Below are 13,574 nucleotides of genomic sequence, written 5' to 3' on the forward strand. Positions count from 1 at the left end.
CGGGACAGCCTCGGGAAGGGGGTGTGCTTTGAGGCCGTGCATTCTAGCGTAAACCATCGCCAACGGCACCCGAAACGGCACGGCTGGCCGCTGCCGAACGTCAGTTGGCACGGTTTGCACAGTATCGGGGCATTTTCCGGGGCTGGGCGCGCAGTTATTTTAACCGTCACAAACCCTCGCCAACCCGCGTTTCTGCGGGCTGCAGCCCGGTTCTGCGGGCGCTAGCAGACAAGTGCGCTGCTGTCGAGATATGGCGCTGAGGGTCGTTTGCGTATACTGCGCAGATGTTCTTCCCTACTGCTTTGCGCCCGCGATGCGCCAAATGGCTGATCGCAACCGGACTCTTCCTGATGCTCAGCGCCTGTGTTGATAAACCCAGCACGCTCGAGCGAATCAAGGAGGATGGCGTATTGCGGGTGATCACCCGAAACAGCCCGGCCACTTATTTCCAGGACCGCAACGGTGAAACCGGTTTCGAATACGAACTGGTCAAGCGGTTTGCCGACGACCTGGGCGTGAAGCTGGAAATCGAGACCGCCGACAACCTTGATGACCTGTTCGGCCAGTTGGGCAAACCCAACGGCCCGGTCCTGGCCGCCGCCGGTCTGGTCAGCAGCGAACAGCGCGAGCAGCAGGTGCGCTTCTCGCACCCTTACCTGGAAGTGACGCCGCAGATCATCTACCGCAACGGCCAGTCGCGCCCCACCACCGCAGCCGACCTGGTGGGCAAGAAGATCATGGTGCTCAAGGGCAGCACCCACGCCGAGCAATTGGCCGAGCTGAAAAAGCAGAACCCTGCGATTGAATATGAAGAATCCGACGCCGTTGAGGTGGTCGACCTGCTGCGCATGGTGGACGAGGGGCAAATCGACCTGACCCTGGTGGACTCCAACGAAGTCGCGATGAACCAGGTGTACTTCCCCAACGTGCGCGTGGCCTTCGACCTCGGCAATGCCAGCCACCAAAGCTGGGCCGTGGCGGCAGGCGATGACAACAGCCTGCTCAACGAGATCAACAGCTACCTGGACAAGGTGGAAAAGAACGGCACCCTGCAGCGTCTTAAAGACCGCTATTACGGGCACGTCGATGTGCTCGGTTACGTCGGCGCCTACACCTTTGCCCAGCACTTGCAGCAACGCCTGCCCAAATACGAGAAGCATTTTCGGACTTACGCCAAGGAAGAAAAAGTCGACTGGCGCCTACTGGCGGCCATCGGTTATCAGGAATCACTGTGGCAACCGGCCGTCACCTCCAAGACCGGCGTGCGTGGCCTGATGATGCTGACCCAGAACACCGCCCAGGCGATGGGCGTGTCCAACCGCCTGGACGCCAAGCAAAGCATCATGGGCGGCGCCAAATACCTGGCCAAGATCAAGGATGAGCTGGACGACAGCATCGCCGAGCCGGATCGCACCTGGTTCGCCCTCGCCGCCTACAACGTCGGCACCGGCCATCTGGAAGACGCGCGCACGTTGGCGAAGAAGGACGGCCTGAACCCCAACAAGTGGCTGGACGTGAAGAAGATGCTGCCGCGCCTGGCGCAGAAGCAGTGGTACAGCAAAACCCGCTATGGCTATGCGCGCGGCGGTGAGCCGGTGCATTTTGTGGCGAACATCCGGCGTTACTACGACATCCTCACCTGGGTGACCCAGCCGCAGCTGGAAGGCAACCAGGTGGTCGACGGCAACTTGCACGTGCCGGGCGTGGACAAGACCAAGCCGCCGGAAGATAACCCGCAGCTGTAAGCCACTCTCCCAAACACCACAAAACCCTGTGGGAGCCGGGCTTGCCCGCGATGGCGGCCGGCCAGTCAACCTATTCGTTACCTGACACACCGCGATCGCGGGCAAGCCCGCTCCCACATTGGAGAGTGGTCGCCTTAAAGACCGGTGAGCAAATGCACGACGCCGCCGCCCAAAACCATCACCGCCGGCACACCCGCCGCCTTCAACGCCGGCTCATCCAACCGCGCCGCATCCTGCAGTTGCACACGCACCCGCGTCAGCGCCACGCGTTGCTGCGACTTGAGGTTATCCGCGCCACCCAATGCACTCAGCACGCTGGCCGACAACAGACCCGGCGTCGGCGCCGCGACCGTCTCGGCAATCAAATCCGGGGTCAGGGCTTTCCAGAACGCCCGCTGCAATTTCTCGAACATGCTCAGTGCTCCACGACAGGTGAGGTTTCAACGGTAGCCGCGTGGTACTGGCGCAGGGCCTCGCGTACGTGCGCGGCTTCTTCCAGGCCCAGCACCTGGCGGGCGATGATCTGGCAGTCAGCCAGGTCCAGCTCGCGCACGGTGGCCTTGATGGTCGGGATCAGCGGCACGCTGACCGACAACTCATCCACGCCAAGCCCGATCAACATGGGCACCGCCAACGCTTCGGACGCCAACGCGCCACACACGCCCACCCACTTGCCATGGGCATGCGCGGCCTTAACGGTGGTGGCGATCAGGCGCAACACCGCCGGGTGAAAGCTGTCAGCCTGGCTGGCCAGCCGCGGGTGATCACGGTCCATGGCCAGGGTGTATTGGGTGAGGTCATTGGTGCCGATAGAGAAAAAGTCCACATGCGGGGCAAAGACATCGGCCATCAGCGCCGCAGACGGCACCTCGATCATGATGCCCAGCTTCGGCAACGCTTCGAGCCCCAGCGCCAGCGCTTCCTCTTCAAGAATCTTGCGCGCCAGGTGCAGCTCCGACAGCAGGCTGACCATCGGCAACATGATGTGCAGCCGCGTCAACCCGGCGCTGGCAAGGATCGCGCGAAACTGTTCGCGCAGGAGCTCCGGGCGCGCCAGGCACAGGCGGATACCGCGCAAGCCTAAAAACGGGTTGGTCTCGCTTTCCATCGGCACATAGGCCAACGGCTTGTCGCCCCCCACGTCCAGAGTGCGCACCACCAAATTACGCTCAGTGCCCAGGGCGCGGGCGATGGCGCTGTAGGTGCCCGCTTGCTCCTCGGGGCTGGGTGCGCGGTTGCGGTCCAGGTAGAGAAATTCCGAACGCAGCAGGCCGACGCCTTCACCGCCCAGGGCCAGGGATTGCTCCACTTCCTGCAATGACGCGACGTTGGCCGTGACCTCCACGTGATGACCGTCGCGGGTCGTGGCCGGCAAGGCCGCCTGCGCCACCTCACGCTGACGGCGCTGCACTTGCTGATCACGGGCCGCCTGCAGTGTTTCGATTTCAGCCAGGTCTGGCTCCAGGTGCAGCTCGCCTTTGTCGGCGTCGAGCAGGACTTGTTTGCCATTGGCCAGTGCCAACACGTGCCCTGGCACACCGCAAATCGCCGGCAGGCCGAGCGCACGGGCGAGGATCGCCACATGACTGGTCGCGCCGCCGCCGACCGTGACAAACCCCAGCACCTTGCGCGTATCCAGACTGGCGGTTTGCGACGGCGTCAGTTGTTCGGCAATCAGGATGGCCTGCTCGGGCAAGTCCCATGCGCGGTCCTGGATACCGAGAATCAGCTTCAACACGCGCTGACCGACATCGGCCAAATCCGCCGCGCGCTCGGCGAGCAACGCATTGCCCAGGCCCTGGAACAGCTTGGCGGTGGCAACGGTGGCGCTGTTCCAGGCAAAGGCGGCGCTTTTGCCTTCGGCCAGCAGGCCGTGGGCTTGCTCCAGCAGGGTCGGGTCTTCGAGCAACTCCTGATGGGCCCTGAAAATCTCGGCCTGGGCGCTGCCGGCCGCCTTGGTTTGCAGGGTTTGCAGCGCCTCGGTCGCCGCCAGCAGGCCACGCGTCAACGCGTCGCGCTCGGCGGTTTCGCCGGTGCCGTTTTCAGTGATGTTCAGCTCCGGTTCGGCCACCTGCACAACCTGGCCAAATGCCGAACCTGGTGACGCACACACGCCACGCAACAACGCGGCCGACGACTCGGGCGCAACCGCCTCAACCACCTGCGCCGGTGCCGCGACCGTTTCGCCGCAGCCCTCGGCCAACAGCGCGACCAATGCCTTGATCGCCGCGTCGGCATCGTTACCCGCCGCACTGACCTGCAAGGTGTCGCCCTGCGCGGTTTGCAGCGCCATGATCGCCACCAGGGATTTTGCGTTGGCACTTTGGGTTCGCTTGTGCAAGTAAATGCTCGCGTCAAAACCCTTGGCCGCCTGGGCAAACACCGCCGCAGGGCGGGCGTGCAGGCCATTGGCGTTGGGCAAGCTCAGCGGCTTGGAGAACAGGGCATCACCCTCCTCCTCCGCGACGGCTGCAGTTGCCTCGCCGGGTGATACTCGCAACAGCGGCTGGCCCACATCCACCCAATTGCCGTCCGGCGCCAACAGCGTAAACGGCTCGCCGCTGACCACCAGCATCAAGGTCAACAAACTGCGCGCGGTGAGCGCCACGTAATCGGCATCGAATTCAATCAGCGGCTGCCCAGCTTCCACTCGCTGGCCTTCCTGCACCAGCCGCGTGAAGCCCTGGCCTGCCAGGTTCACCGTATCCAGGCCGATATGCATCAGCACCTGGACGCCGTTGTCGTCGGTAACGCTGACCGCATGGCCACTGTCCTGGAGACTGCTGATCACCCCGGCCAGCGGCGCGCAAAGGGTTTGCGAGGTGGGATCGATGCACAGGCCGTCGCCGATCATGCGACTGGCGAACACCGGGTCGGGCACCTGATCCAGCGCCAGCAGCACACCCGACAGCGGCGCCAGCAGTTCCAGGGGTTGAGTTGTGGTCATGACTTCACCTGCTGTTTTGTTCTGTAAAAATCATAGGGCGAACGACGATCCAATGTGGGAGCTGGCTTGCCTGCGATGCTGGCGACTCGGTTTCTCAGTAAAACCGAGGTGTTGCTATCGCAGGCAAGCCAGCTCCCACATAAAACTCATTCACTTAAACCCGCGTTATTTCCACCAGTATTCGACCTGCACACCCACATTCGAGCCATGCCGCGCTGTGCCGTAGGCGCCGGTGTCGGACAACGCCGAGCCTGCCGCCAATTCATTCGCCGCGCGCTTGGCCGCTTCGTTCCAGGTTGCATAGGTGTAGTACAAACGCACTTCCGGCCGCGCCCAGAAATCCGGGCCGTTGGGCGACCAGGTCGGGGCGAAGGTGAATTTGCTCAGCTTGCGCGTGCCACCGGTGGCGTCGACCTGATCATGCCCAAGTTCGGTGACCAGTTTGAACTGCTCGCTGATGGCATACGCCGGGCGCACGCCGATGGACATCCAGGTTTGGTCCTGGCTGCCAGGACGGATGTCTTTCTGGTACACCGCCTCGACCTGCCCGCCAAAACGCGGGGTCACCTGCCAGTCGAAGAACTCCACGGCCCGGTAGCTTTTACTGCTGTTATCCAAAGCCGTGTTGCCGGTGTAGCCCAAGCCCGTGCCGGGGCCTTCGCCGTACTGCAAGGCAAACTTGTTTTTGCCGCCCAGGAAAGGTTTTTGCACGTGCTGCGCCGTGATCGCCCAACCGCTGTTGGCGTCACGACCACCGGCTTTTTCGATGTAGCTCAAGCCGAACTCCAGTTCACCGCCGGGGTTGGTCTTGAACCCCGCCACGTTGAAGTCGTGACGGGTGGCGTACTCCTTCTGGTACAGGTTGTCCTTGCGGGAAATGGCGTAGCTGTATTTGAGGTCGCCGATCAGCACGTCCTCGACGCCGCCGCCGGTGGCGCTCTGGTTCCAGTAGTAGAAATCGGAGATGTGGATGTCGTTACGTTTGTAGTAACGCCGGCCCGCCCACACCGAGCCGCCATTGAGGCTGGGCAAATTGGACCACTGCGCATACATCTGCGGCATGCGCGCCGAGCCGTTGTCTTCGCCCTGGAACTTCAGGGCACGGTCGTATTTGTTATACAGCGACGCCATGGCATCGACGCTGAGCACCGAGCCGTCGTCGAGGGTCAGCAGGTCCTGGCGCAATTCCAGTTCGGCGTATTGCTCGCATTCGTTACCCAAACGGTACTTCGTTTGCGCCCCCGGCAACTGGAAGCACTGCTGCTTGCCACTGCCCGTTGAAGTGCCCGCGCCGCTGCGCAAGTAACCGGCAAATTCCAGGGCCTGCGCGGCAAAAGGCGCGGTAAGGCATGACGCAATGAGGCCCAGCTTTATTGTTGTTTTCATGAAGCACTCCTTTTATTTTTATTTTTTTCTTACTTTTTGTCTTACGCGCGGCGTGCAGAGGCCGGCTCGCTGGCATTGGCGCGTTCAGGGCGCTATCGCCGGCAAGTGGGCTCCTACGGGTGACTCGCGGTGTTTCAGTCGGTCAGGTGCAGCACGAATGATTCATAGGGGCGCAACACCACCGTGGCCGTACGCAACGGGCAATCGGGGTAGTTGCTGATCAGCAGGCGTTGCTCGCTTGAGGCGTTGATCACGCCTTGCGGCAGCTGGATTTCGCAGGGTTTGCCATAGAAGTTGTTCACCACCAGCAAGCGCTCGCCATGGCCTTCGCGCAGGTAGGCCCAGACCTGGAGGTGGTCTTGCAGCAGTTGGCGATAAACCCCCGCCTGAATCAGCGGCTCATACCGACGCAACGCAATCAGCGCACGGTAGTGATGCAGCACCGAATCCGGGTCATCCCGTTGGCTTTCGACGTTGATCTGCGCCGCGTTGGCTGGAATACCGATCCAGGGTTCACCGCTGCTGAAACCGGCGTTGGCTTGAGTGCTCCACTGCATCGGCGTGCGGCCGTTGTCGCGCGACTTCTGCATAATCGCCGCCATGCTTGTGGCCTCGGACTCACCGGCATCGCGCTTGAGCCGGAAGATGTTCAGGGTCTCGACATCGCGGTACTGCTCGATCTTGTTGAAGCCAGGATTGGTCATGCCCAGCTCTTCGCCCTGGTACACATACGGAGTGCCCTGAAGGAAGTGCAGCGCCGTGGCGAGCATCTTGGCCGAGACCACGCGGTGCTCGCCGTCGTCACCAAAACGCGAGACCACCCGCGGTTGGTCGTGGTTACACCAGAACAGCGCATTCCAGCCACCACCGGCCTGCATGCCCAGTTGCCAGTCAGAGAAAATCTGCTTGAGCTGCAGGAAGTCGAAGTCGGCCTTCACCCACTTTTGCAGGTTCGGGTAATCGACCTTCAAGTGATGAAAGTTGAAGGTCATCGACAACTCTTTCGACTCAGGATTGGAGTAGCGAATGCAGTGTTCCAGGCTGGTGGATGACATCTCGCCGACGTTGATCAGGTCATGCCCTTCGAAGACTTCGCGGTGCATTTCCTGCAGGTAGTGGTGCACGTTCGGGCCGTCGGTGTAGAAGCGCCGGCCATCAGTGTTGTCTTCGGGGAAATCGGCGGGCTTGGAGATCAGGTTGATCACGTCCAGGCGGAAACCGCCCACGCCTTTGTCGCGCCAGAAGCGCATCAACTTGAACACTTCGGCGCGCACCTTGGGGTTGTCCCAATTCAGGTCAGCCTGGGTGTGGTCGAACAGGTGCAGGAAGTACTGGCCGGTTTGCGCCTCGTATTCCCAGGCCGAGCCGCCGAACTTGGACTCCCAGTTGTTTGGCTGGTCGCGCCAGATATAGAAGTCGCGGTACGGGTTGTCGAGGCTGCTGCGCGCCTGCTGGAACCACTCGTGTTCGATGGAGGTGTGGTTGACCACGATGTCGAGCATCAGCGTGATGCCGCGCTTGGCCGCTTCGCTGATCAGCAGGTCGCAGTCGGCCATGGTCCCGTAGCTTGGGTCGATGGCGTAGTAGTCACTGATGTCATAGCCGTTGTCGCGCTGCGGCGAGCGCAGGAATGGGGTGATCCACAGGCAATCCACGCCCAGCCATTGCAGGTAATCGAGCTTGTCCACGATGCCCAGCAGGTCACCGGTGGCGTTACCCGCGTGGCTGTGGAAGCTTTTTGGGTAGATCTGGTAGATCACCGAGTGCTGCCAGTTTTGCATGGTGGATTCCTTCAATTAAATTGTGTACTGGCCGTGCGGGCCTCATCGCGGGCAAGCCCGGCTCCCACAGGGGAACGCATTTCAAGTGTGGGAGCTGGCTTGCCTGCGATAGCGATCGATCAGGCGACCCGGTAGCCAGGCCGCACGATCTTCATGCTCAACGCACAGGTCAGTACAAATGGCACGACAATCGCGATGACCATCCCGATGACAAAAACCGGGATGTACTGCGGCAGGATTGAGATAAACGCCGGCAAACCACCGACACCAATCGCCGAGGCCTGCACCTTGTTCAGCGACAGGAAAATGCTGCCCAGTGCCGAGCCGAGCAAGGCGGCATAGAACGGAAACTTGAAGCGCAGGTTCACGCCAAACATCGCCGGCTCAGTGATACCGAAGTAAGCGGAAATCGCCGAGGTCGAGGCCATGCTCTTGTCCCGCGCATTGCGTGTCGTGTAGAACACGGCGAGCGCGGCGCTGCCCTGGGCCAGGTTGGACATGACGATCATCGGCCAGATAAAAGTGCCGCCCTGGGTGGAGATCAGTTGCAGGTCCACGGCGAGGAACATGTGGTGCATGCCGGTGATCACCAGCGGCGCGTACAGCAGGCCGAAAATCGCCCCGCCGACCATCGGCGCCAGGTCAAACAGGGTGACCACGCCTTCGGTGATCAGGATGCCGAGGTGACGGGTCACCGGGCCGATGATCGCCAGGGCCAGTACGCCGGTGACGACAATCGTGGTGATCGGCACCACCAGCAGCTGGATGGCATTGGGTACTCGCGCACGCAGCCATTTCTCGATGACGCTCATCACATAGGCGGCCATGAGGATCGGCAGGATCTGCCCCTGATAACCGACTTTTTCGATCTTGAACCAACCGAAAATATCGAAGTAAGGCAGGCTCTGGCCGTCGAGGCCGGCGACTGCCTTGCCGTAGTTCCAGGCATTGAGCAGGTCCGGGTGCACCAGCATCAGGCCGAGCACGATGCCGAGGATTTCACTGCCGCCAAACCGCTTGGCCGCCGACCAGCCCACCAGCGCCGGCAGGAACACGAACGAGGTGTTGGCCATCAGGTTGATCAGGCTCCACAGGCCATCCAGGTTCGGATACGCCGCAAGCAGCGTCTTGCCCTCGATGAACATGCCTTTGGCGCCCATCAGGTTGTTAACGCCCATCAGCAGGCCGGCGATGATCAACGCGGGCAGGATCGGCATGAACACATCAGAAAATACGCGCACCAGGCGCTGCATGGCGTTGGTCTTGTCGGCACCCTTCTTCTTCACGTCGGCAATGGTGGCGGCGGCAAGGCCGGTCTGCTCGCGCAGCGCGGCGTAGACCTTTTCCACTTCGCCGGGGCCGATCACCACCTGGAACAGGCCGCCAGTGAAGAACGACCCCTTGACCAGATCGACCTGGTTCAACGCGCCGCTGTTGACCAGACTCGGGTCCTTGAGCGCCAGGCGCAGGCGGGTCACGCAGTGGGCAGCCTGCTCAAGGTTGTCGCTGCCCCCGAGGTGCTCGAGAATCTCGCGGGCGATAGTCGAATAGTCGTGGCTCATGCTTGGTTTCCACTTTGATTTTTTTATTTGGGGGCAGTCATTGGCAGCACGCCGAGGGCAAAAGTACTCGTCTGTACGAGTTAAAGCAACAACTCGTCTGTACGAGTTACAAATAATTTAATTTTCTGAATGTGGAGTCAGACTTTTCCTCTATTCCAAAGGTGGCCAATGGACAAAGCCCACCTCTGCCACTAAGGTTCCTGCCTTGAACGCGCAGTTCACTCTCATCAAGTCGGGCATAGAGCCATCCCCATGAGCAAATACAACCAGATCTATACGGATCTGCTTGCCAACATCACCACCGAACGCCTGCAACGCGGCACGCGCCTTCCCTCCGAAACCGAACTGATGGACGCCTACCAGGCCAGCCGTGGCACCGTGCGTCGCGCAATCGAGCAGCTGCAGGAGCGCGGTTTCGCGCAAAAAATTCACGGCAAGGGCACGTTCGTGCTGTCGCCCAACCCGATCGAGTTTCAACTGGGCGGCATCGTCAGCTTCCACGAAACCCACGCTGACCTGGGCGATGACGTACGCACCGAAGTCGTCGAGTTCAGCCAGATCCCGTTGGAAGGTTCACTGCTGCAACACATCGAAGCCGAACCCGGCACCCTGATCACGCGGATCAAACGGGTACGGCGCATCGGCGGCAAACGGGTGATCCTCGACATCAACCACTTCGTCGCCGAACTGATCCCCGGTCTGGACCGCGACATCGCCGAACAGTCGATCTACGCGTTTATCGAGCAGACGCTGCAGCTGCAGATCAGCTACGCGCAACGCACCATCGAAGCCCTGCCGCGCAGCAAGGACGATCAGACCCATCTGGACCTCGAAGGTCAGAGCCACGTGATCGTGGTGAGCAACCAGACGTTTTTGCAGGATGGCCGCCAGTTCGAGTACACCGAGTCGCGGCATACGCTGGATAAGTTTTACTTTTCTGACATTGCGCGGCGCTGAGGCAAGAGAGGTCAGCTACTGTGAATGTCCCAAACAAATGGCGTGCACAGTTTGCGCAGGCGCTGATTGAGCAACAGGCCATTGGTGAATCGCGGGCTGACGTGTTTCGCCTGCGCCAGGTCGGGGGTACGGATCTGTTCCTGAAGGCCGAACCCCTGGTGGAGTTCAGCGAACTTGCGGACGAAATCGAGCGCCTTCGGTGGCTCCGGCAAGGTAATTTGCCTGCACCCGTCGTACTGGATGAGCTGATAGACACCCACCACCATTGGCTGCTGATGACCGCCGTGCAGGGGCAGGACCTGGCCAGCGCCAACACTCTGTCCGCCGCGCAGACCGTCGACATCCTGGCGACAGCCCTGCGCACCTTGCACCAGATACCCATCGCGCAATGTCCCTTCGATCACGCCTTGCAACACCGCATCGCGCTCGCGCAGGCGCACGTCAATGCCGGTCTGATCGATGAGACGGACTTCGACGACGAACGACTCGGGCGAAGCCTTGAGGATGTGTTCGCCGAGCTCTTGTCGAATCAGCCCAACACCCACGACCTGGTAGTGACCCACGGTGACGCCTGCCTGCCAAATTTCATGGCCGCAGACGGCCGTTTCAGCGGCTTTATCGACTGCGGACGCCTTGGCATCAGCGACCGCCATCAAGACCTGGCCCTGGCGGCACGCAGCATCGAACGTAACGTTGGGCCGGAATGGGTAAAGCCATTCTTTGAGCTTTATGGTGTTGAGCCTGATGAGCAGCGGATGAAGTTTTACTGCCTGTTGGATGAGTTTTTCTAAACGCCTGAAGCCTGAGTGGAACTTCACCACCTCCGGAGGGACATTTTGGCCAATCAGGACGCCACGCGTATGGCCGCTTATCAGCCTCTATTCTTCTGGCGAAGCAGCTTGTTACCGTTCAGATAAGCAGCGGCCTTACAAAACAGATCCAACCTGACGTAGGATGCCCCCCGTGGCTATGGAACACCTTCCTTCTAACCTCCTATGACCTAGGGGTTTCGCTCTCCACACTGCGCCTGCTTCTTGCAGGCGTTTTTACATCAGCTGTAGGACGATGCTGCAACTCGTACACGACGGCGGCCAAGGAGAAAATCAAGCATGCATCAGGATCTGTTTTTGCGTCGCCGTAGCAAAATTCTTGTTCCGATGGGCACTGGCGGTGCCACGCAAGCTCAAATCGCGTCGGCTATCAGGGAAATCGCGGCGTTTCGATGCGTACTGTCAGAGCCGCTGATCGAGCAAATCGGCTTGTTGTCAGCGACAGAGCTCAAGTACTGGCTACACGAAATTGTCGCCGTCCTGCGGCGAGAAGCTGGCGGCCATGTACATCACAGGCCGTTTTATCCTGACTTTCCAGAACAGGTTCTGACGGCCTCAGAGGCGGACTTGTACCTTAACGCCGTCGTGCACTACCTGACGCTTTGGCGTTTACCACCGACCGAACACGCTCGGCCCGCGATGCTCGAAGGCAACGTCATATCCCGCGTTATCGAACTGGGTAGCGTCTCTGAGTTCGAGTCACTGCTCAAGCCGTTGGTATCATCGCGCACCTCGCTCTCCGCAGCGGACACTGCCGATGTTGTCTGGTTTATCCGAGAGTACAAAAGCGATGTGTTCCGTCTGCTGCCTGAGGCCGTTCCGTTCCGGGAAACCCGCGCGCTGGTTGGCGGCGCACTTATCCTGCTTGTAGCCGGCGATGCACGGGTGGACGCATTCCTGGAGCGAAACGTCGAAACGGCGACCGACGTGCTAAGGCTCGCGGTCGCGTTGAGTGGAGGAGACGTGTCACTGACGACATCTTCGACGCGTTTCACAGCGATGAAGCGCTCAATGCGCCGCCTGCTATTGCGCCTGCTCGATCGCACACCCAACGCTGTAGACGACGTGATGCGCCATGCTGAGCGATGGAAACGTCTGGCTGAAGTACTGCACCCAGGCGACTACGCCGATAAATACCCAAAAGCACTAGCTGCCATCACCGCAGCACGTCGCAACGAGGCGCCAGCCTCATTTGGGTCTCGTGTCGAAACATTGCTTGCCCAGCGTCACATCGCCACGCTTACACCCATACTACAAAGCCATCCTGGGGAGTTCGCACGACGGCTGGACGTAACCCTGCGACGCGCGACGGAACCAGAATCCGTTCTCGACGCGTTCGAGACGGTTGCCACACAAGTGTCCTCACCTGTCCTGCTGCAGTTGCTGACCCACTTACGTGCGCCGCGCCCCCTCCCTCTGCGAGCCTTCACTCCGAAAGGTGCATTTGCCAAAATCTATGGCACCAAAGATCGACGCGAGCCTCTCTTGCCCGACGTGTTGGTGCGTGCAGCCAGAATCTGCGAAGACGCTCTTGTCACGCGTTTTGCGTCACTACCACCCCTAGGAGGCTGTTTCGTCGATCCAGCATTAAGTGAATACAGGGTGCCGCTGGCGCAACGCGCCTCATCGAAGTCGCTACGAACGCTGGTGCGAGGCAGTCGGCTGCCAATGCCTGACACACGTTTCATTCGCCTGTTCCTGTGGTGGAAGAACGGCAGCGGGCGCACGGATATCGACTTGTCCGCCGCATTTTTCGACGCCAACTTTGTATTCAAAAAAACGGTCGCGTACTACAACCTCAGGGATTTCGGCGGCTGTCACAGCGGTGACATCGTCGACGCGCCTAACGGGGCTTCGGAGTTCATCGACCTCGATCTTGATGTGCTCGTCAAGAAGGGTATCCGTTACGTCGTCACGTCTATCAATTCGTTCACCGAGCAACCGTACTGCGATCTTCCAGAATGCTTCGCTGGCTGGATGGCCCGTACCGACACAGCGTCGGGTGAAGTATTCGAGCCGCGCTCTGTGTTCGACCGTATCGATATAGCATCCGACACAGGGGTCTGTCTGCCATTCGTGATGGACTTGCAGGACCGACGCATGATCTGGGCCGACCTGGGACTCACTTCGTCTGTGCGGTGGAACAACGTCCAGAACAACCTCAGTGGGGTATCGTTGATGCTACGGGCTTTAATACATACACCAAAGCCGGATTTGAAGACCCTGTTCGATTTACATGTTCGAGCACGAGGCGAACGAGTAGTGTCACCGCAGCAGGCACAGACGGTGTTTACGCCGGACCAAGGGATAACACCATTCGATACGGATTTGATTCGATCACAGTTTCTCTAATATCTACGCCAGCC

Annotated in this window: 9 protein-coding genes; 4 read left to right on the forward strand and 5 right to left on the reverse strand. The window is 60.4% G+C overall.

The features are described from left to right. Nucleotides 1-284: 284 nt before the first annotated feature. On the forward strand, nt 285-1,745 hold the full coding sequence (gene mltF, locus FPT15_RS20530; RefSeq protein ID WP_145164162.1) for a membrane-bound lytic murein transglycosylase MltF: 1,461 nt from the start codon (nt 285-287) through the stop codon (nt 1,743-1,745). A 134-nt stretch (nt 1,746-1,879) separates the two neighbouring features. Here the strand turns inward: mltF and FPT15_RS20535 are convergent, their stop codons facing one another. The 5 genes from FPT15_RS20535 to treP form a co-directional block, all read right to left on the reverse strand. Further along, a complete protein-coding gene (locus FPT15_RS20535) occupies nt 1,880-2,158 on the reverse strand; it encodes a PTS transporter subunit EIIB (RefSeq protein WP_145164164.1) in 279 nt (92 codons plus the stop codon). Nucleotides 2,159-2,160: 2 nt separating this feature from the next. Continuing rightward, complete coding sequence (ptsP, locus tag FPT15_RS20540; protein WP_145164166.1) at nt 2,161-4,692, reverse strand: phosphoenolpyruvate--protein phosphotransferase; 2,532 nt, start codon at nt 4,690-4,692, stop codon at nt 2,161-2,163. A gap of 165 nt (nt 4,693-4,857) precedes the next feature. Beyond that, nucleotides 4,858-6,078 carry a carbohydrate porin gene (locus tag FPT15_RS20550; RefSeq protein ID WP_145164168.1) on the reverse strand — a complete coding sequence of 407 codons (1,221 nt, stop codon included), beginning with the start codon at nt 6,076-6,078 and terminating at the stop codon, nt 4,858-4,860. 134 nt (nt 6,079-6,212) lie between these two features. Next, the gene (treC, locus tag FPT15_RS20555; protein ID WP_145164170.1) at nt 6,213-7,859 is read right to left on the reverse strand and encodes an alpha,alpha-phosphotrehalase; all 1,647 of its coding nucleotides are present in this window, start codon (nt 7,857-7,859) and stop codon (nt 6,213-6,215) included. A gap of 119 nt (nt 7,860-7,978) precedes the next feature. After that, nucleotides 7,979-9,421, reverse strand: a complete 1,443-nt coding sequence (gene treP / locus FPT15_RS20560; protein ID WP_145164172.1) for a PTS system trehalose-specific EIIBC component — start codon at nt 9,419-9,421, stop codon at nt 7,979-7,981. 252 nt (nt 9,422-9,673) lie between these two features. On the opposite strand from treP, the gene treR reads away from it, so the two are divergent. The 3 genes from treR (at nt 9,674) to FPT15_RS20575 (ending at nt 13,560) form a co-directional block, all read left to right on the forward strand. Then, on the forward strand, nt 9,674-10,378 hold the full coding sequence (gene treR / locus FPT15_RS20565; protein WP_145164174.1) for a trehalose operon repressor: 705 nt from the start codon (nt 9,674-9,676) through the stop codon (nt 10,376-10,378). A gap of 20 nt (nt 10,379-10,398) precedes the next feature. Next, entirely contained in the window at nt 10,399-11,169 is a 771-nt protein-coding gene (locus tag FPT15_RS20570; RefSeq protein ID WP_145164176.1) for an APH(3')-II family aminoglycoside O-phosphotransferase, read from the forward strand. Nucleotides 11,170-11,487: 318 nt separating this feature from the next. Beyond that, nucleotides 11,488-13,560, forward strand: a complete 2,073-nt coding sequence (locus FPT15_RS20575) for a TerD family protein (protein WP_145164178.1) — start codon at nt 11,488-11,490, stop codon at nt 13,558-13,560. Nucleotides 13,561-13,574: the final 14 nt, after the last annotated feature.

Source organism: Pseudomonas sp. RGB (genome assembly GCF_007713445.1).
Classification (GTDB): Bacteria; Pseudomonadota; Gammaproteobacteria; order Pseudomonadales; family Pseudomonadaceae; genus Aquipseudomonas.

Excerpts from the sequence above, each read along its gene's own strand:
- treR (WP_145164174.1), top strand. The coding sequence starts at position 9,674 with ATGAGCAAATACAACCAGATCTATACGGATCTGCTTGCCAACATCACC.
- mltF (WP_145164162.1), top strand. The coding sequence starts at position 285 with ATGTTCTTCCCTACTGCTTTGCGCCCGCGATGCGCCAAATGGCTGATC.
- ptsP (WP_145164166.1), bottom strand. The coding sequence starts at position 4,692 with ATGACCACAACTCAACCCCTGGAACTGCTGGCGCCGCTGTCGGGTGTG.
- FPT15_RS20535 (WP_145164164.1), bottom strand. The coding sequence starts at position 2,158 with ATGTTCGAGAAATTGCAGCGGGCGTTCTGGAAAGCCCTGACCCCGGAT.
- FPT15_RS20550 (WP_145164168.1), bottom strand. The coding sequence starts at position 6,078 with ATGAAAACAACAATAAAGCTGGGCCTCATTGCGTCATGCCTTACCGCG.
- treC (WP_145164170.1), bottom strand. The coding sequence starts at position 7,859 with ATGCAAAACTGGCAGCACTCGGTGATCTACCAGATCTACCCAAAAAGC.
- treP (WP_145164172.1), bottom strand. The coding sequence starts at position 9,421 with ATGAGCCACGACTATTCGACTATCGCCCGCGAGATTCTCGAGCACCTC.
- FPT15_RS20575 (WP_145164178.1), top strand. The coding sequence starts at position 11,488 with ATGCATCAGGATCTGTTTTTGCGTCGCCGTAGCAAAATTCTTGTTCCG.